The 17,892-nt window shown below is 67.5% G+C and carries 12 protein-coding genes; 3 read left to right on the plus strand and 9 right to left on the minus strand.

The features are described 5' to 3' along the window. Positions 1-97: 97 nt before the first annotated feature. From MHZ91_RS07270 to MHZ91_RS07300, 7 genes are all read right to left on the minus strand, one after another. Positions 98-997, minus strand: a complete 900-nt coding sequence (locus MHZ91_RS07270; RefSeq protein WP_175123026.1) for a LysR family transcriptional regulator — start codon at positions 995-997, stop codon at positions 98-100. Next, complete coding sequence (locus tag MHZ91_RS07275) at positions 994-1,653, minus strand: metalloregulator ArsR/SmtB family transcription factor (RefSeq protein WP_239213074.1); 660 nt, start codon at positions 1,651-1,653, stop codon at positions 994-996. The genes MHZ91_RS07270 and MHZ91_RS07275 overlap by 4 nt, the downstream gene beginning before the upstream one ends. Positions 1,654-1,711: 58 nt before the next feature. Further along, positions 1,712-3,169, minus strand: coding sequence for an efflux transporter outer membrane subunit (locus tag MHZ91_RS07280; RefSeq protein ID WP_239213076.1), 1,458 nt, complete (start codon positions 3,167-3,169; stop codon positions 1,712-1,714). 10 nt (positions 3,170-3,179) lie between these two features. Continuing rightward, positions 3,180-6,281, minus strand: a complete 3,102-nt coding sequence (locus MHZ91_RS07285; protein WP_239213078.1) for a MexW/MexI family multidrug efflux RND transporter permease subunit — start codon at positions 6,279-6,281, stop codon at positions 3,180-3,182. Between the two features lie 15 nt (positions 6,282-6,296). Beyond that, positions 6,297-7,427, minus strand: coding sequence for an efflux RND transporter periplasmic adaptor subunit (locus MHZ91_RS07290; protein ID WP_239213080.1), 1,131 nt, complete (start codon positions 7,425-7,427; stop codon positions 6,297-6,299). A 176-nt stretch (positions 7,428-7,603) separates the two neighbouring features. Then, positions 7,604-9,577, minus strand: a complete 1,974-nt coding sequence (locus MHZ91_RS07295) for a choline BCCT transporter BetT (RefSeq protein ID WP_239213082.1) — start codon at positions 9,575-9,577, stop codon at positions 7,604-7,606. A 149-nt stretch (positions 9,578-9,726) separates the two neighbouring features. Continuing rightward, positions 9,727-10,350, minus strand: coding sequence for a TetR/AcrR family transcriptional regulator (locus MHZ91_RS07300; RefSeq protein ID WP_175137294.1), 624 nt, complete (start codon positions 10,348-10,350; stop codon positions 9,727-9,729). A gap of 232 nt (positions 10,351-10,582) precedes the next feature. On the opposite strand from MHZ91_RS07300, the gene MHZ91_RS07305 reads away from it, so the two are divergent. Genes MHZ91_RS07305 through MHZ91_RS07315 form a run of 3 tightly spaced genes read left to right on the plus strand, consistent with a single transcriptional unit; the run spans position 10,583 to position 16,319 of the window. Further along, entirely contained in the window at positions 10,583-11,674 is a 1,092-nt protein-coding gene (locus MHZ91_RS07305; RefSeq protein WP_175137293.1) for an efflux RND transporter periplasmic adaptor subunit, read from the plus strand. Next, complete coding sequence (locus MHZ91_RS07310) at positions 11,671-14,856, plus strand: efflux RND transporter permease subunit (protein WP_239213084.1); 3,186 nt, start codon at positions 11,671-11,673, stop codon at positions 14,854-14,856. Before MHZ91_RS07305 ends, MHZ91_RS07310 begins: the two co-directional genes overlap by 4 nt. Positions 14,857-14,858: 2 nt before the next feature. After that, positions 14,859-16,319 (plus strand): efflux transporter outer membrane subunit, encoded by a 1,461-nt coding sequence (locus MHZ91_RS07315; protein WP_218344821.1) that lies wholly within the window; start codon positions 14,859-14,861, stop codon positions 16,317-16,319. A gap of 116 nt (positions 16,320-16,435) precedes the next feature. Here MHZ91_RS07315 and MHZ91_RS07320 read toward each other — a convergent pair whose 3' ends face one another. Continuing rightward, a complete protein-coding gene (locus MHZ91_RS07320) occupies positions 16,436-17,353 on the minus strand; it encodes a DUF808 domain-containing protein (protein ID WP_239213086.1) in 918 nt (305 codons plus the stop codon). 113 nt (positions 17,354-17,466) lie between these two features. Next, on the minus strand, positions 17,467-17,877 hold the full coding sequence (locus tag MHZ91_RS07325) for a hemerythrin domain-containing protein (RefSeq protein ID WP_175123037.1): 411 nt from the start codon (positions 17,875-17,877) through the stop codon (positions 17,467-17,469). Positions 17,878-17,892: the final 15 nt, after the last annotated feature.

Below are 17,892 nucleotides of genomic sequence, written 5' to 3' on the forward strand. Positions count from 1 at the left end.
TGTTGGATTCTGCGCCAGGCGCGCGGCGATTGTATAGACCGGCGGGTGACGCGCCGCCCACTATACGCCCGTGGCGGCCGCCTTGCGGACGAATGGCTCAGGGCAGGCGGCAAGGGGCCGAGAAATCGGCCGACGCGGCGACCGTGTCGCGCAGCATGGCGACCAGCGGCCGGGCGTCGTCGCGCCGGTACTGGAAGGCATAGGGCAAGGCGGCCAGTTCGGGCTCGCCGTGCAGGACGCGCAGGCTGCCTTCGGCCTGGAGCTTTTCGGCCCAATGGCTGGGCAGCAACCCCACGCCCGTGCCCTCGATCAGCAGCCCGACGATGGCGCCCCAGTTGTTGCAGCACAGGCGCTCGCCCGCGGATTCGCGTCCGCCGAGCCAGTCGTCGATGATGCGCGTGGTGCCCGCGCCTTCGGGCAGCGTGACGAGCGGCAGCCGGGCCAGCAAGGCCATCGTCATGCCGGTGTCGGCCGGTTGCAGCACCGAGGGCGCGGCGACCCAGGAGAAGTGCGCCTCGCCGATGGGCGATGACGCAATGCCGGCGCGGGAAGACCGGCCAGCGATCACGGCAAAATCCAGCTCGCCGTCCGCGACGCGCTGTTCCAGCACCTGGCCGATGTCCACGTACGGCTCCAGCACCAGCTCCGGGTAGGCTGCGCGCACGGCGCGTATCAACCCCGGCAGCCAGGTCAGCGCCGTCAGCTCGCCGACGCCGAAGCGGCAACGGCCGCGCAGACCCGGCATTTCGGTCATGGAGGCGCGGATCTGGTCGGCCGTGGCAAGCAGCCCGCGCGCTTGCGGCAGCAGGCGCTGGCCCGCGTCGGTCAGCACGGCCTTGTGGCCGCTGCGGTCAAAGAGCGGCTGGCCCAGCCCCTCTTCCAGTTCCGTGATGCGCTTGGACAGCGAAGACACCGACAGATGCAGCCGCTCGGCCGCCACGGCAAAACTGGCGCAGGTGGCGGCCCAGTAGAAGGCCTCGAGCTGCTTGAGCGTCATGGCCGCTGGCTGACGCGGTAGGCGCAGCGCCGCGCCCCGGCCAGGATGTGTTCTTCGCGGTCGACCTGCACGCCCTCGCCCAGCACCTTGCGGAAGAGTTCCAGCTCGCTGCGGCAGAAGCCCATACAGGCCTTGGCCGCGAAGCAGATGGGGCAATGGTTCTCGATGAAGACGAAATCCGCGCCGTCTTCACGCAGTTCCGCCATGTAGCCCTCGGCGCTGCGCACGTCGACCAGGCGCGCGAGCCGCGTCTTCAAGTCCGCCGCGTCCTGCATGGCCTGCTGGTAGACATTGAGCATGGCGCCTTCGCGCACCTGCACCAGCTTGTCGATGCCGTCATCGCCGAACACCTGGCGCACGGCCGCGATCATCTGCACCGTCATCTCGGCGTGCGTGTCCGGGAAGCGCCCATGACCGGCCTGGGTCAGGAACCAGATCTGGGTGGGCCGGCCGCGGCCCGCGCTTTGGCTTTCGAAGTCGACCAGCCCGTCGGCATGCAGGCGCGTCATCTGCTGGCGCACCGCCTCGGCCGTCACGTCCATGGCGCGCGCGATGACCGCGATGGATTGCGGTCCGCGCGTCTTCAGGGTCATGAGCACGCGGTCCGCAGGCTGGTGCGGTGTCGCGGCGGCCGGGTGGGACAAGCTGTCAGACATGAGAGGTATCGATGCTCCGGGAGAAGGTTCCTATGGTGCCACGGACGGCTCGCGGTGGTCAGCCGGCGCCGGGCTGGCTTGCCGCCACGGCGTCGGCGGGCTGGGCCTGCCATCCGCCCCCCAGCGCCTTATACAGCGCAATGAGGCGCGTGTAGGACTCGGCTTCGGCGACGGCCACGGCGTCCTGGGCGCGCAAAAGCGTACGCTGCGCGTCCAGCACGGTCAAATAAGGCGTGCTGCCTTCGCGGTAGCGCAGCCGGGCCAGTTCCGCGGCCCGTCCGCTGTGCGCGGCGGCCTGCGCCAGGCTGCCCAGGCGCTGCTGCGTCTGCCCGTATTCGGCCAGGGCCTCCTCCACCTCCTGCACCGCCCGCAGCACCGCCTGCTCGTAGCGCGCCGCCTCGCCGTCCAGGCGCGCCTGGGCGCCGCGCTTGCGGGCCAGCGCCGTAGGCAGATGGAAGGCGGGCCAGCCCGCGTCGGCCGCCACGCTGAACCCGCGGCTGGCCGCCGAGCCGAAGTCCGCGCCGCGTAGCGCGACGAATCCCAGGAATCCGCCCAGGTCGATGCGCGGGTAGAGCTCGGCCGTGGCCACGCCCACGTCGGCATTGGCGGCGGCCAGGTTGCGTTCGGCGGCCAGCACGTCCGGACGCCGCGACAGCAAGGCGCCCACATCGCCGATGGGCAGCCGCGCCGTCAACGGCGCAAGCGGCGTCGCGGCATCCAGCGCACCCAGTTCCACCGGGCGCAGGGCCGCCAGCACCGCGATCCGGTACAGCGCCAGCCGGCGCGCGGTCTCCTGCACAGGGATGCTGGCCTGCACGGTCTCCAGCTCCGCCCGCGCGCTGGCCAGGTCGCCCTCGTCGCCGCGGCCAGCCGTCACCATCGCCTGCGTCACGCGCAGGCTGTCCTGCTGGCTAGCGAGGTTGGCGCGCGCCACGGCCAGCCGCTGCTCGGCGCCGCGCAGCTCGAAATAGTTGCGCGCGACCTCGGCCGCCACCACGATGCGCGCCTGCGCCAGGTCGGCCGCCTGCGCCTCGCTGCGGGCAGCCGCGCCCTCGGCCGCGCGGCGCAGCCGGCCAAACAGATCCAGCTCCCAGGTCGCGTCGAAGCCCGCGCGATAGCTTTCGGCCAGATTGCGCTGGCCGGCGACGCCGGGGTTCGCCTGCGACAGGCTGCGCGCGTAACCGCCGCCCAGGGTCACGGCGGGCAATTTGTCCAGTTCCTTTTCGTCCAGTACCGCGCGCGATTCGGCAAGGCGCGCCTGGGCGATGCGGATATCCAGGTTGCGGGCGAGCGCCATGTCGATCAGCCGATCGAGCTGCGGGTCCTGCAATTGCTTCCACCAGTCGCGCTGGACCTGGTCGGTGGAAAAGAGCGCCTGCTCGGGGCTGGCCAGGACGACGGGCGCCGGGTTCGGCTGTTGGTAATCCGGCCCAACGGCGCAGCCGGCCAAGGCCAGGGCAGCCAGCAGCACGACGGCACTGCGGCTCAGCCGGGGATAGCGGTGCAGCTTATTCATGTTCGATTCCTCAATGCGAGGCCGCGGCGCGCGCGTCCTCAGCGTCAGCCTGCGCCAGTTCACGGGCACGCGGCGTGTCGTTGGCGGCCCGGTGATCGCGGGCAAACACGGTGTAGACGGTGGGCAGCACGAACAGCGTGAACAGCGTGCCGACCAGCAGGCCCACCACGATGACCAGCCCCAGGCTGTAGCGGCTGTGCGCGCCGGCGCCGGTGGCGAACAGCAGCGGGATCAGCCCCATGACCATGGCGGCCGTGGTCATCAGGATGGGACGCAGGCGAATGCGGGCGGCCTGCTCCATCGCGGCCCGCCGGTCCAGCCCGTGGCTGACCTGCATTTCGTTGGCAAACTCCACCATCAGGATGCCGTGTTTGCTGATCAGCCCGATCAGCGTCACCAGCCCGATCTGCGTGTAGATGTTGACGGTGGCCATGCCCAGCGCCAGCGGAATCAGCGCGCCGCAGATCGACATGGGCACGCTCACCAGGATGATGAACGGATCGCGCAGGCTTTCGTACTGCGCGGCCAGCACCAGGTAGATGACGATGATGGCAAAGATGAAGGTGATCATCAGCGCCGAGCCTTCCTGCGTGAACTGGCGCGCGTCGGACTGCCAGTCGTAGCTGAAGCCTGCCGGCAGCGATTGCGCCTCACGCGTCAGGAACCGCACCGCATCGCCCATGGTGACGCCGGGCATGGGAATGGCCTGGAACGTGGCGGCGTTCAACTGGTTGAACTGCGTGAGCTTATTGGGCTCCACGCCCATCGACACCGACACCAGATTGGACAGCGGCACCTGCGCGCCCGAGGCGCTCTTCACGTGGTATTGCGCCAGCGCCTGCGGCGAGATGCGCTGTTCGCGCAAGCTTTGCGGAATGACGTCATACGAACGCCCGTCCATGCCGAAGCGGTTGACGTAGTTTTCGCCCACCAGCACCGCCAGCGTGTCGCCGATGGCCTTCATGGTGACGCCCAGGCTGTTCGCCTTGCTGCGGTCCACCTTCAACTGCACAACCGGATTGTTGTAGTCCAGGTCGCTGTCCACCACCATGAAAAGGCCGCTTTCGCGCGCGGCCTTCTTCAGGCTCTCCATGGCGTCATAGACCACGGCATAGTCCGACGCGCTCATCAGCACCATCTGCACGGGCAGCCCGCCGGTGGAGCCGGGCAAGGACGGCAGCTGGAACGCGAAGATGTTGCTGCCTTCCACGCCATTCGCCATCGCCTGCATGTCGGCCTGGATCTCGTCGGCCGAGCGCTTGCGGTCCTGCCAGTCAACAAAGTTCACGCCGCCGATGCTGTTGGACACGCCGTCGGAACCATTGATCAGCCAGCGTCCGTTCTGCTCGGGCAGCGTCTTCATGACGTCGTCCCACTTCTTGCCGAACTTCTCGACGTAGTCGATGTTGGCCTGCTGCGGCGACTTGATGGCGGTGAGCACCGTGGACTGGTCCTCGACCGGCGCCAGTTCCTGCTGCGCGGCGTTGTACAGGAACGGCAGGCTGGCCAATACGGCCACGGCCAGCACGCCGGTGACCCAGCGATGACGCAGCGACACGTCCAGCACGCGGCCGTAGGCATTGCCCAAGCGGCCGAAGAAGTGTTCCGCCTTGCGGGCCATCCAGCCGTCGGCCACCCGGCCGTTCAAGAGAAACGAGCTCATCACCGGCGACAGCGTCAGCGCGATCACGCCCGACACCACCACCGCCCCCGCCAGCGTGAACGCAAACTCCTTGAAGAGCGAGCCGGTCAGTCCGCCCATCAGCCCGATCGGCGCATAGACCGCCGCCAGCGTGATGGTCATGGCGATCACCGGCCCCGCGACCTCGCGCGCGCCGATCAGCGCCGCGCGCACGGGCGACTTGCCCTCTTCAATATGGCGGTGCACGTTCTCGACCACGACGATGGCGTCGTCCACCACCAGGCCGATGGCCAGCACCATCGCCAGCAGCGTCAAGAGGTTCACGCTGAACCCGAACAGGGCCATGATGGCCGCTCCGCCCAGCATCGACAGCGGTATGGTCACCACCGGAATCAGCACCGCGCGCAGCGAGCCCAGGCACAGGAAGATCACCGCCACCACAATGACGATGGCCTCCAGCAGCGTCTGCGTCACGCCGTCGATGGACGCGCTGATGAAGCGGGCCAGCTCGAACGGCACCTGCACGCTGGTGCCGGGCGGCAGATTCTGCTTGATGTTGGGCAACAGCTCGTTCAGGCGCTTCACGATGACCAGCGGATTGCCGACGGGCGTGGCGTTCAGGCCGAAGTACACGGCCGGTTCGCCGTCCATCAGACCGCTTGAATCCGTGGACGCCGCGCCCAGTTCCACCGTGGCCACGTCGCCCAGCCGGACAATGGCGCCGCCCTCCTGCTTGATGACGAGATCGCGGAATTCGGCCACATTGACGAGATCGGTGTTGACCTGGATGTTGGACACCACGTACAGGCCCTTTGCCTGTCCGGGCGCCGCCTGCACGTTGTTCTGGCGCAGCGCGTCAGCCAGCTCGCCGGCGGAAATGCCGCGCGCCGCCATGCGGTCCGGGTCCAGCCACACGCGCATCGCCAGCTTCTGCCCGCCGTACAGCTCGACACTTGCGACGCCGTCGATGGACGAGAGCTGCGGCTGCACCACGCGCGACAGGTAGTCGGTCAGCGCGGCCAGCGACAGATTCGTGCTGGAAAAGCCCACGTAGGCCACGGCCGTCGCCTCACCCGCGGACTTGACCAGCACCGGATCGTAGACGTCCTGCGGCAGGCGGTACTTGACCTCGTTGACCTTGGCCATCACTTCGGTCATGGCCTTGTTGGAGTCGGCGTTCAGCTTCATCCGCACGGTAATCACGCTGCGGCCCTGCGTGGACGACGACGACAGGTAATCGATGCCTTCGACCGTGGCGACGGACTGCGCGATCGGCTGCGTCACGAAGCCCTGCATCAGGTCGGGCGAGGCGCCCGGGTACTGCGTGGTGATGGTGATGGTGGTGCTTTCGGTCAGCGGGTACTGCCGGACGGGCAGCCCGCTCAGCGCCTTGATGCCCAGCAGCAGGATAAGCGTGCTGACCACCAGCGCCAGCACGGGGCGGCGCACGAAAAGATCGGTGAACTTCATGGGAGCCTCCGTGCCTTACCGGGCTTGCGCCACGGTCTGCCCTGGCGCGGTCAGCGCGACGGTGTCGTTCGGCAGGATTTCGACGGCGGCGCCGTTATGCAGGCGCAATTGGCCCGACGTGACGACCTGGTCGCCGGCCTTGAGCCCTTCGGTCACCACCACGCGGCCCCGCAGGCGTTCGCCGGTCTTCACATAGGCCTGGCGGACGGTGGGCGCCGCGCCGGCCGTGCCGGATTCCGGCGCGGCCACGACATAGACCGAATCGCCATAGGCGCTGTAGCTCACGGCCGTCTCCGGCACGGTGATGACATTCGGGCGGTCGGGCAGGCTGATCCTGCCCTGCGCATACATGCCGGCGGACAGCGCGCCGTCCGGATTGGCCAGCAACGCCTGCACACGGACCGTGCGCGTGCCTGGGTCGACCTGCGGTTCCACGGTGGTGACCTTGCCCTGGAAGGCACGGCCGGCGTGGGCATCCACCGTCACGGCCACCGGCTGGCCCACACGCAGCGCGCCCAGCGCCTGTTCGGGCAGCGTGAGGTTGGCGTACACGGAGGACGCATCCGTCAGCGACACCAGCGGATCGCCGGCGCGGGCAAACTGGCCCAGGTTCACGCGGCGCACGCCCAGCACCCCATCGAATGGCGCCTTGATGCGTTTCTGGTCGATCAGGGCCTGCACGCGCCGCACGTCGGCAGCGGCCTGCTCATGGTCGGCCTGCGCCTGATCAAGCTGTTCGCGCGTCGCGGCCTGCAGCGGCACCAGCCGGCGCGTGCGGTCCAGCAAGGCCCGCGCGTTGCGCGCCTGCGCTTGCAGCCGCGCCAGCTCGCCCTGCTCGGGCGCGTCATTCAACTGCACGAGCAACTGCCCGGCCTTCACGGACTCGCCCGGCGTGAACAGGATCTGCGCGACACGACCGTCCACCTCTGCGGGCACCAGCACCTGGCGCGTGGCCTCCAGCGAGCCGATGCCGGCCAGGACGACCGGAAAATCCGCCTGCACTGCCGCGGCCACGGCGACCTTGGCGGGCGGCATCGACCATCCGCCGCCCTGCGTTGCTGCTTTGGATTTCCAGTACATCACCCCGCCGGCCACCGCCGCCACGGCCAGGACGACAACCGCCCAAGCTCCTGCCTTCGCCTTCATTTTTCGCTCACTTTTTATTTAAACAAGAATTTGCTTGGATAATCCACGAATCGCGGGGATTCGTCAAAGCAGCGAAAGCAATGAAGGGGATAGCGGCGGCCTATGGGCGAAAAAAAGGCCACGCGATGCGCGTGGCCTAAGGAGAAAAATGGAACGGGCGGATCAGCGCAATCGGCTCACCCGCGCACCATGTGCAGGTAATGACGATGCCGCTCGTATTGATCCAGGATGTCACCGATCACCGCGTCCCGGCTCCAGCCCATGATGTCGTAGTCCTGGCCGCCTTCGCGCAGATGGACCTCGGCGCGGAAATACTTGCGCTCGTCTTCGTCGGCCGCCTCGTCTGGCGTCAGGCTGGGCCGCACGAAGGCCTGCGGCTGGACGGCGTAGGAAAAGTCCAGATGTTCGCCGTGCGAGACTTCCAGGATCGCGCCGCCGTCGTCTTCGTCTTCGCGCACCTCTACGGCATAGCCCTGCTTGCGCAATTCATCGGCCACGTCTTCCAAGGCCGGCCGCACCACGTCCGAGATGAAGCGCAGCACGTGGGCGCGGCGCGGCATCATGACCATGTTGCGCAGGCGCCGTTCCCAGGACTGGCCGCCGCGCGCAGGGCGCGACAGCGTCAGCGACTGGTAGAGGATGCCCCGCTTGGTCGCGTCAAGCTTGAGCGCCTTGAACAGCCCCCATAGCGACAGCAGCAGGATGATCGAGAACGGCAGCGCGCTGGCGATGGTGGCGGTCTGCAGCGCGGTCAGGCCGTCGGCCAGCAGCAGCGCAATGGCCACCGCGCCCATGGACAGCGACCAGAAGATCCGCTGCCACACTGGCGTGCGGTCCGCGCCGCCCGAGGCCAGCAGGTCCACGACCAGCGCTCCGGAGTCGGCGGACGTGACGAAGAACACGGCCACCATTGCAATCGCAAAGACCGATATCACGCTGCTCCAGGGCAATAACTCAAGAAACGCGAAGAGCGCCAGCGAACTGTCCTTATCCACCGCCTGTGCCAGGCCCTGGTCGCCGCCAACGAGGATGTAGTAGATGGCCGTGTCGCCAAACACCGTCATCCAGAACAGCGTGAAGCCGGCGGGCACCAGCAGCACGCCGCAGACGAACTCGCGGATGGTGCGGCCGCGCGAGATGCGGGCGATGAACAGCCCCACGAACGGCGACCACGCGATCCACCACCCCCAATAGAACAGCGTCCAGCCGCCCAGCCAATCGGTCGGCTCGTAAGCGTACAGGTTGAAGGTCTTGTTGACGATGTCGGACAGGTAGGCGCCGGTGTTCTGCACAAAGGTCTGGAACAGGAACACCGTGGGGCCGGCGATCAGCACGAACAGCAGCAGGATCACGGCCAGCACCATGTTGGCTTCCGACAGGATGCGGATGCCCTTGTCCAGCCCGCTGGCCACCGACATCGTCGCCAGGCTGCAGGTGATGACGATCAGGATGATCTGCGGCACCACGCCGACCGGAATGCCGAACAGGTGATTCAGCCCGCTGTTCATCTGCGCCACGCCCAGGCCCAGCGACGTCGCCACGCCCAGCACGGTGCCGATGATGGCGAAGATGTCGACCGCATGGCCGATCGGGCCATGGATGCGGTTGCCGATCAGCGGATACAGCGCGGACCGCAGGGTCAGCGGCAATCCGTGACGGAAACTGAAGAATGCGAGCGTCAACGCCACCGCCGCGTAGATCGCCCAGGCGTGCAGGCCCCAATGGAAGAAGGTGATCTTCATGGACTCGCGCGCCGCCTCGACCGTGCCGCCCTCGCCCACCGGCGGCGACACGAAGTGCATGACGGGCTCGGCCACGCCGAAGAACATCAGCCCGATGCCCATGCCGGCGGAGAACAGCATGGCGAACCAGGTGAAATTACGGTAATCGGGCTCGCTGTGGTCCGGGCCCAGCTTGATGTCGCCGTACCGGCTGATCGCCAGGAATGCGACCGAGAGCAGAATGATCGCGACGACCAGGATGTAGAACCAGCTGGCGTTGCTGATGATCCAGGCCTGCATCGCGCCGAAGAGGTCCTGCGCCGCCTTGGGCGCAATGATGGCAAAGGCGACGAGCAGCACGGTGAATAGGGCTGCGGAAAAGAAGACGGGCCGATGGATCGTCGTGCCGGATCGGGATTCCGAAGTCATGGATGCACTCCTTGTGCCCGAGGGTCGCGGAACATGGCGCTGGCCCCCTCAGCACGACCGGTGCACCGCCGGTATTACTATCACGGGCGCACCCAAGCTGACAATCACCTGAGTCAGGAATCGGAAGTTATCAGATCGGCGCCACGGTCTTATTCGGGCGTTGCGTCGCCGAAGACCACGCGGCGGAAAAACCCGGCAAGCACGGCCTCGGTCATCTCGGGCGTGACGGCCTGGGGATCGAAGGCATAGCTGAACTGCATGCCGTCGGACAGGGCCAGGAGGCCCAGCGCAAGCTGCTCGGCCGGCAGCGGCAGCGGTGTGCCGACGAGAGCCGAAAACTGGCGGATGTATTCGGTGGTGGCGGCGCGCAGTTCGCGCAGACAGGCGATGAACCCCACGCGGAAGTCCGGATCGCGCGCGGCCTGCAGCTTGCCTTCCATCCACAGCAGGAAACAGTCGTTTTCGCGATAGTGCGTGCTGTAGTAATCGAGCACGCGCGCTTCCATCTGTTGCCGGGTCTCGCCGGCTTCGAAGATGGCGCGCATGTCGGCCATGACGTTTTCATGGTCGCGCTTGAGCAGCTGCAGAAACAGTTCGGACTTGCTGCCGAAGTTGCTGTAGAACGCCCCGCGCGTGTAGCCCGCCTGCTCGGCGATGTCTTCGACGCTGGCCGCCACGAAACCCTTGGACAGAAAAATCGACTGGGCAGCGTCGAGCAGGCGCTGACGCGTCTGGTCACGGCTCTGCTCTCGGGTTAGGCGCACTTTTGACATGGCCGGAGTTTAGCACCGGCGACGGTTTCAGATTCAACATTGAATCCGGATACATGACTGTATTAGAATCCAGTCCGTATCGAGTCCGACTCGCCCTTTTCCTGCCCTCTTCCGCGCCGCGAGGTGTTTCGTGAATTGTCTTGGCCCGGCCGCGCGTTCCACCGCGCGCCACGCCGCTGCAGATGCAGCGCCGCTACCTCCCGTTTCCCTGCCCCACCGCCGGACACGCCTGATGGCATTGTCTGCCGTGCTTGCCCTAGCTGCCGCCGTGGCCGGCTGCGGCCGCGAGGAGGCGCCCGCCCCGGCGCCGCGTCCCGTGGTCGCCATGCCCGCGCAGGCGGACGAAGCCCTGCCCGCCTGGACGTTGCCCGGCGAAGTCCAGGCCCGCTACAGCACGCCGCTGTCGTTCCGCGTGGGCGGCAAGATCATCGAACGCAAGGTGCGGCTGGGCGACACCGTCGCGCCCGGCCAGGTCCTCGCCAAGCTGGATCCGGCCGACGCGGCCAAGAACGCCGCGGCGGCGCGCGCCTCGCTGTCCGCGGCGCAGCACCAGCTGGACTACGCGCGGCAGCAGTTGGACCGCGACCGCGCCCAGGCACGTGAAAACCTGATTGCCGCGACGCAGCTTGAACAAACCCGCAACGCCTATGCCTCCGCGCTTGCGCAGCGGGACCAAGCCGCGCAGCAGGCGGCGCTGGCGGCCGACCAGCTCAACTACACCACCCTCACGGCCGACCACGCTGGCGTGATCACGGCAGAACAGGCCGACACCGGACAGAACGTGGCGGCGGGCACCCCGGTCTACCAACTGGCCTGGTCGGGCGACATCGACGCACTGTGCGACGTGCCAGAAAGCGTGCTGGCGGGATTGGCGATCGGCCAACGCGCCAGCGTCACGCTGGGTCCGTTGCCCGGTCAGACCTTCACGGCAGTGCTGCGAGAGATTGCGCCGGCCGCCGATCCGCAAAGCCGCACCTACCGCGCCAAGCTCACGCTGGAATCGCCCTCGCCCGACGTCCGGCTGGGCATGACGGCCAACATCAGCTTCGACAACCGCTCGGCCAACGGGCAGACCACCTTTACCGTGCCGGCCACCGCGCTGTTCCATGAAGGCCGGGAGCCCGCGGTGTGGATCGTCAAGCCCGATGCCGACACGCTGGAACTGCGCCGCGTGCAGGTGCTTCGATACGACGCGCGCACCGTCACGCTGTCGCAAGGCCTGCAGGCCGGCGAGCGCGTGGTGTGGCAAGGCGTGCACACGGTGTCGGCCGGCGAGAAGGTGCGCCCGGTGCCGCCGCTGCATCCCGAGGACTTCGCGTCATGAGCGCCCCCGGCCAGGAAGGGGGCAAGCAAGCCAGCCAGGACGCCCATCGCCACGAGGAAGGCCGGTTCAACCTGTCGGCCTGGGCGTTGCGGCATCAACCGCTGGTGATCTTCATCATCACGCTCGTCACGCTGTTCGGCGTGCTGTCGTATTCGCGGCTGGCGCAGTCCGAAGACCCGCCCTTCACCTTCCGCGTCATGGTCATCCAGACCCTGTGGCCGGGCGCCACCGCGCAGCAGGTGCAGGAGCAGGTCACCGACCGCATCGCCAAGAAACTCCAGGAAACCGCCAATACGGACTTCCTGCGCAGCTACTCGCGGCCCGGCGAATCGCTGATCTTCTACACGATGAAGGACTCGGCCCCCGCCAACACGGTGGCCGACCAGTGGTACCAGGTGCGCAAGAAGGTGGGCGACATGCGGGCCACGCTGCCGCAAGGCGTGCAGGGGCCGTTCTTCAATGACGAGTTCGGCGACGTCTACACCAACATCTACACCTTGCAGGGCGACGGCTTTTCGCCGGCGCAGCTGCACGACTACGCGGACAAGCTGCGCACGGTGCTGCTGCGCGTGCCCGGCGTGGCCAAGGTGGATTACTTCGGGGACCAGCCCGAACACATCTATATCGAGATCACGAACACGCAGCTCACCCGGCTGGGCGTCTCGCCGCAACAGATCGCGCAGGCCATCAACAGCCAGAACGCCGTGCAGGGCGCGGGCACGCTGACCACGGCCGACGACCGCATCTTCGTGCGGCCTTCGGGGCAGTTTCCCAACAGCCGGGCGCTGGCGGACACGCTGATCCGCGTGAACGACAAGTCGATCCGGCTGGGCGACATCGCCACCATTCATCGGGGCTATGACGATCCGCCCGCGCAGCAGATGCGGTTCAGCGGGGAAACCGTGCTGGGCATCGGCATCACCATGCAGCCGAACCAGGACGTGGTGCGCCTGGGCAAGTCGCTGGACGCGAAGTTCAAGGAATTGCAGGCGCAACTGCCCGCGGGCCTCACGCTGAAGGAAGTCTCCAGCATGCCCACGGCGGTGTCGCATTCGGTTGACGAATTCCTGCGCTCCGTCGCGGAAGCCGTGGCGATCGTGCTGGCCGTGAGCCTGGTGTCGCTGGGCTTGCGCACGGGCATGGTGGTGGTGATTTCCATCCCCGTGGTGCTGGCCATCACGGCGCTGTTCATGGAGATGTTCGGCATCGGCCTGCACAAGGTGTCGCTGGGCACGCTGGTGCTGGCGCTGGGCCTGCTGGTGGACGACGCCATCATTGCGGTGGAGATGATGTCGGTGAAGCTGGAACAAGGCTGGAACCGCACACGCGCCGCCGCGTTCGCCTACACCAGCACGGCGTTTCCGATGCTGACCGGCACGCTGGTCACCGTGGCGGGCTTTCTGCCGATTGCGCTGGCCAAGTCCGCCACGGGCGAATACACGCGCTCGATCTTCCAGGTGTCCGCCATTGCGCTGATCACCTCGTGGTTCGCGGCCGTGGTGCTGATTCCGTTGCTGGGCTACCGCCTCTTGCCCGAGCGCAAGCGCGAGGCGCATCTGCCGCACGACCACGAACACGACATCTACAACACCCGCTTCTACCAGCGCCTGCGCGGCTGGGTGGCGTGGTGCGTGGACCGCCGCTTTCTGGTGCTGACCGGCACGGTAATTGTTTTTGCCGTGGCCATGGCGGGCTTCAAGTTCGTGCCGCAGCAGTTCTTTCCGAGCTCGGACCGCAGCGAGCTGCTGGTCGACGTGCGGCTGCAGGAAGGCGCGTCGTTTGCGGCGACGCTGCGCCAGGTCGAGCGTCTGGAAAAGGCGATCGAGGGCCGGCCCGAAATCGCGCATTCGGTCAGCTTCGTAGGCACGGGCGCCCCGCGCTTCTACCTGCCGCTGGACCAGCAGTTGGCCACGCCCAACTTCGCCCAGCTCGTCATCACGACACACTCGGTGGAAGATCGCGAAAAGCTTGCGCAGTGGATGGAGCCGATGTTGCGCAGCGACTTCCCCGCCATCCGCAGCCGCCTGTCGCGGCTGGAGAACGGGCCGCCGGTCGGCTATCAGGTGCAGTTCCGCGTCAGCGGCGACAAGATCCCGGACGTGCGAGCGGTGGCCGAGAAGGTGGCCGCCGAAGTCCGCGCCGACACACGTTCGGCCAACGTGCAGTTCGACTGGGACGAGCCTTCCGAGCGCTCGGTTCGCTTCGAAGTCGACCAGCAGAAGGCGCGCGAACTGGGCATCAGCTCCAGCGACATTTCCGACTTCCTGGCGATGACGCTGTCCGGCTACACCGTGACGCAGTACCGCGAACGCGACAAGCTCATCAACGTCAGCCTGCGCGCCCCGCGCGAAGAGCGCGTCGACCCCGCCCGCCTTGCCACGCTGGCAATGCCCACGGCGAACGGTCCCGTGCCGCTGGGCAGCATCGGTCAGGTGAAGTACGACCTGGAGTACGGCGTCATCTGGGAACGCGACCGCCAACCCACGATCACCGTCCAGGCCGACGTGATCGGCGGCGCGCAAGGCATCGACGTCACGCGCGCCATCGACAAGAAGCTGGACACGCTGCGCGCCGAGCTGCCGGTCGGTTTCCGCATCGAAGTCGGCGGCCCGGTGGAGGAAAGCGCCAAGGGCCAGACCTCCATCAATGCGCAGATGCCGCTGATGGCGGTGGCCGTGCTGACGCTGCTGATGGTGCAGCTGCAAAGCTTCGCCCGCGTGCTGATGGTGGTGCTGACCGCGCCGCTGGGGCTGATCGGCGTGGTGGCCGCCCTGCTGCTGTTCGGCAAGCCCTTCGGCTTTGTCGCGATGCTGGGCGTGATCGCCATGTTCGGCATCATCATGCGCAACTCGGTCATTCTGGTGGACCAGATCGATCAGGACATCAGCGCGGGCCACAAACGCGTGGACGCCATCGTGGGCGCCACGGTCCGGCGCTTCCGGCCGATCACGCTGACGGCGGCCGCCGCCGTGCTGGCGCTGATTCCGCTGTTGCGCAGCAACTTCTTCGGCCCCATGGCGACGGCCCTGATGGGCGGCATCACCAGCGCCACGGTGCTGACGCTGTTCTTCCTGCCGGCCCTGTATGCCGCGTGGTTCCGCGTGAAGCACGACGAGCGCGACGAACCTGAAGGCGTGCCGCCCGGCGCCAACGCGGGCGACACGGTGGAACGAGGAGCCTGACGATGCAACATTCCATCCCTTCCGTGTGCCTGCGATTTGCCGCGCTGCCGCTGGTGCTGGCGCTGGGCGCCTGCGCTTTTGCGCCGGACAGCAGGCCGCCCGCGATGGCCGAACCCGCGCAATACGGGGTCGAGGCCGCCCCTGCCGCCGGCGCCGCCGCGCAGGGCGTGGCGCAGCGCTTCGAACGCGGCGCGCACCCGGTCCCGCAATGGTGGACGCGTTACCAGTCCGACGCGCTGAATGCGCTGGTCGAAGAAGGCCTGGCCAACAGCCCGGACCTGGCCGCCGCCGAACGCAATCTGGCCGGTGCGCGCGAGCAATTGCGCGGACAGGTCAATTCGTCGCTGCTGCCCACGGTGGACGCGGGCGTCAGCGCCACGCGCAACCGCGCGCTGACGATGCCCAACCTGCCGCAGCCCACTGCGCTCTTCAATGTCTTCACAGGTCAGGTGCAGGCCAGCTACAACCTGGACCTCTTTGGCGCGGCGCGCTTCGCCAACACGTCGCTCGCCGCGCAGGTGGAACAGCAGGCCTATCAGCTGGAAGCCGCGCGGCGTTCGCTGGCGGCCAACATCGTCACGGGTGCGATCACCTCGGCCTCGCTGGCCGAACAGGTGGCGCTGACGGAAAAGCAGGTGGTGTTGTTGCGGCAGGTCGCGCGCGATACGCAGCGCCGGTACGAACTGGGCGCGGCGTCGCAGAACGACGCGCTGGACGCGGATCAGGATGCCGCCACGCTGGAGGCATCGCTGCCCGGCCTCCGCGCGCGGTGGCATGCGACGCGTCACGCGCTGGCCGTGCTGCTGGGCCGCAGCCCCGATCAGGCGCCGCCGGATCTGGCCTTCAGCACGATCGCCGTGCCCGATACGGTGCCGGTGGTGGTGCCGTCGGAACTCCTGGCTTCCCGCCCGGACGTGCTGGTTGCCGAGGCGGCGCTGGTGGCAGCCGCGGCGGACGTGGGCCTGGCGACCGCGCAGCTCTTTCCGAGCCTGTCGCTGACGGCTTCCATGGGCAAGGGCGGGTTTGCGTGGGCGGATGCCTTGTCGGGCGCCGGTTCCATCTGGGCCATCGGCGCGTCGCTGACGCAGCCGATCTTCCACGGCGGGCAGTTGCTTGCCGAGCGCAGCGCCGCCAAGGCGCGTTACGAGGCTGCCGTGTTGCAGTACAAGCAAACCGTGCTGACCGCGTTCCGCGACGTGGCCGACACGCTGTCACGGCTGGATGCCGGCGGACAGGCGCTGGCATCAGCCGAAGCCTCACGGCGCTCGGCGGAGCTGTCCTATCAGAACACGGCCAAGCGCGTTCGGCTGGGTGCGCTGGCGCCTTACACCCAGTACGCGTCTGAGCAGCATTACGTGGCGGCGCGCCTGCGTGAACTGGAATACGCCAACGCCCGCATGACGGAAACGGCGGCGTTGTTCCAGGCGATGGGCTCGCCGGCGAGCGCCGCGCCACAGCAGTAGCGGTCGCGGTAGCCGTAGCGGTACGCCACGGCTGTTTCGGCGTGGCGGTCTTCCGGGCGCCCCCCGCCGTTGCGCGGTCACGCCCGCCTGCCCGGCGCGCCGGACCCCGCTGCCTGTCAGCCCTTTTTGAACAGGCGCTTGACGAGGCTGACCACGCCCAGCACCACCGCGCCGGCGACGATGCCGAACAAGGCATTGAGCAGCGTGGACACGAGCGCGTGAACGACGCCGCCCCCGCCAACCGCCGCAGCGGCGTGTTCGACGGCCGCATGCACCGGCGGGATGCCGTGGGTCAGGATGGCGCCGCCGACCATGAACATCGCGGCCGTGCCCACGACCGACAACGTCTTCATCAGATAAGGCGCCGCGGCCACGATGCGCTCGCCCATCCAGGCCAGCGCGCGCGACGATTTCTGGCTGAGGTACAGGCCCAGGTCATCCAGCTTGACGATGCCAGCCACCAGGCCGTAGACGCCCACCGTCATCCCGATGGCAATGATGGACAGCACCGCGACCTGCCGCGTGAAGTCGGCGCCGGCCACGGCACCCAGGCTGATGACGATGATTTCCGCCGACAGGATGAAGTCGGTGCGCACCGCGCCTTTGATCTTGGTCTTTTCGAACGCCACCATGTCGACGGACTGGTTCTGCAGCGCCTCGGCGCGCGCAGCGTGGTGGCCTTCGGGGGATTCGCCGTGAGACAGGTACTTGTGCGCCAGTTTCTCGACGCCCTCGTAGCAGAGGAACGCGCCGCCCAGCATCAGGAGCGGCGTGACGGCCCAAGGCGCGAACGCGCTGATGAGCAGCGCCGCGGGCACCAGGATCAGCTTGTTGATGAAGGAGCCCTTGGCCACCGCCCAGACCACGGGAAGCTCGCGGTTGACCGGCACGCCGCTGACCTGCTGGGCATTGAGCGCCAGGTCGTCGCCCAGCACGCCCGCCGTCTTCTTGGCGGCCACCTTCGTCATGACGGAAACGTCATCCAGGATGGTGGCGATATCGTCGAACAACGCGAAGAAACTGCTTCCGGCCATCAAGAACCCCTGTCGCCCTGTAAGGTGTTCCGAGTGTACAGGCGGCGGTCGCCGGTTTCATGCAACGGAGATGGCGCTTTTCATTCCTTTTGTGTCCGGCCCGGGCCGGTTTGCTACATCGCCTCGATGCGCGGGTAAAGATCGCGGTTTTCGCGCTGCATGCGCTCGTGGACGCGGCGCAGCACGGTGTTGGCGTCGTCCCGGAAACCGCGCTCGTCCAGTTCCAGGTTGCGCGCGTTGTTCCAGCGCTTGGCAAAGCCTTCATAGGCGGCGGCGATGGCGTCCATCTCTTCCTGGAATTCCCGCCCCTTGCGCGCCAGTTCGGCGTCGGCGCTGCGCGCCACGGCCGGGTACAGCGCCCGGTCCTCGACCGCCAGATGCAGCTTGATGGTGGCGCTCATGGCCACGATGCCCTGGGCGATTTCGGCCGCGTTGCGCGCCACGCCCGCCAGGGCCAGCCTGCGCAGCGTCGCGATGCCTTCCAGGATATCCACGTGCTGCTGCTTGAATTTGTCGATGTTCATACAAACCTTTCCTGC

It is taken from the genome of Achromobacter sp. ACRQX (assembly GCF_022346505.1).
Classification (GTDB): domain Bacteria; phylum Pseudomonadota; class Gammaproteobacteria; order Burkholderiales; family Burkholderiaceae_B; genus Achromobacter; species Achromobacter animicus.

Bases quoted from the DNA above. Each gene is read 5' to 3' on its own strand.
- MHZ91_RS07315 (WP_218344821.1), top strand. From the start codon at position 14,859: ATGCAACATTCCATCCCTTCCGTGTGCCTGCGATTTGCCGCGCTGCCG.
- MHZ91_RS07290 (WP_239213080.1), bottom strand. From the start codon at position 7,427: ATGAAGGCGAAGGCAGGAGCTTGGGCGGTTGTCGTCCTGGCCGTGGCG.
- MHZ91_RS07285 (WP_239213078.1), bottom strand. From the start codon at position 6,281: ATGAAGTTCACCGATCTTTTCGTGCGCCGCCCCGTGCTGGCGCTGGTG.
- MHZ91_RS07280 (WP_239213076.1), bottom strand. From the start codon at position 3,169: ATGAATAAGCTGCACCGCTATCCCCGGCTGAGCCGCAGTGCCGTCGTG.
- MHZ91_RS07305 (WP_175137293.1), top strand. From the start codon at position 10,583: ATGGCATTGTCTGCCGTGCTTGCCCTAGCTGCCGCCGTGGCCGGCTGC.
- MHZ91_RS07300 (WP_175137294.1), bottom strand. From the start codon at position 10,350: ATGTCAAAAGTGCGCCTAACCCGAGAGCAGAGCCGTGACCAGACGCGT.
- MHZ91_RS07325 (WP_175123037.1), bottom strand. From the start codon at position 17,877: ATGAACATCGACAAATTCAAGCAGCAGCACGTGGATATCCTGGAAGGC.
- MHZ91_RS07295 (WP_239213082.1), bottom strand. From the start codon at position 9,577: ATGACTTCGGAATCCCGATCCGGCACGACGATCCATCGGCCCGTCTTC.
- MHZ91_RS07310 (WP_239213084.1), top strand. From the start codon at position 11,671: ATGAGCGCCCCCGGCCAGGAAGGGGGCAAGCAAGCCAGCCAGGACGCC.
- MHZ91_RS07320 (WP_239213086.1), bottom strand. From the start codon at position 17,353: ATGGCCGGAAGCAGTTTCTTCGCGTTGTTCGACGATATCGCCACCATC.
- MHZ91_RS07270 (WP_175123026.1), bottom strand. From the start codon at position 997: ATGACGCTCAAGCAGCTCGAGGCCTTCTACTGGGCCGCCACCTGCGCC.
- MHZ91_RS07275 (WP_239213074.1), bottom strand. From the start codon at position 1,653: ATGTCTGACAGCTTGTCCCACCCGGCCGCCGCGACACCGCACCAGCCT.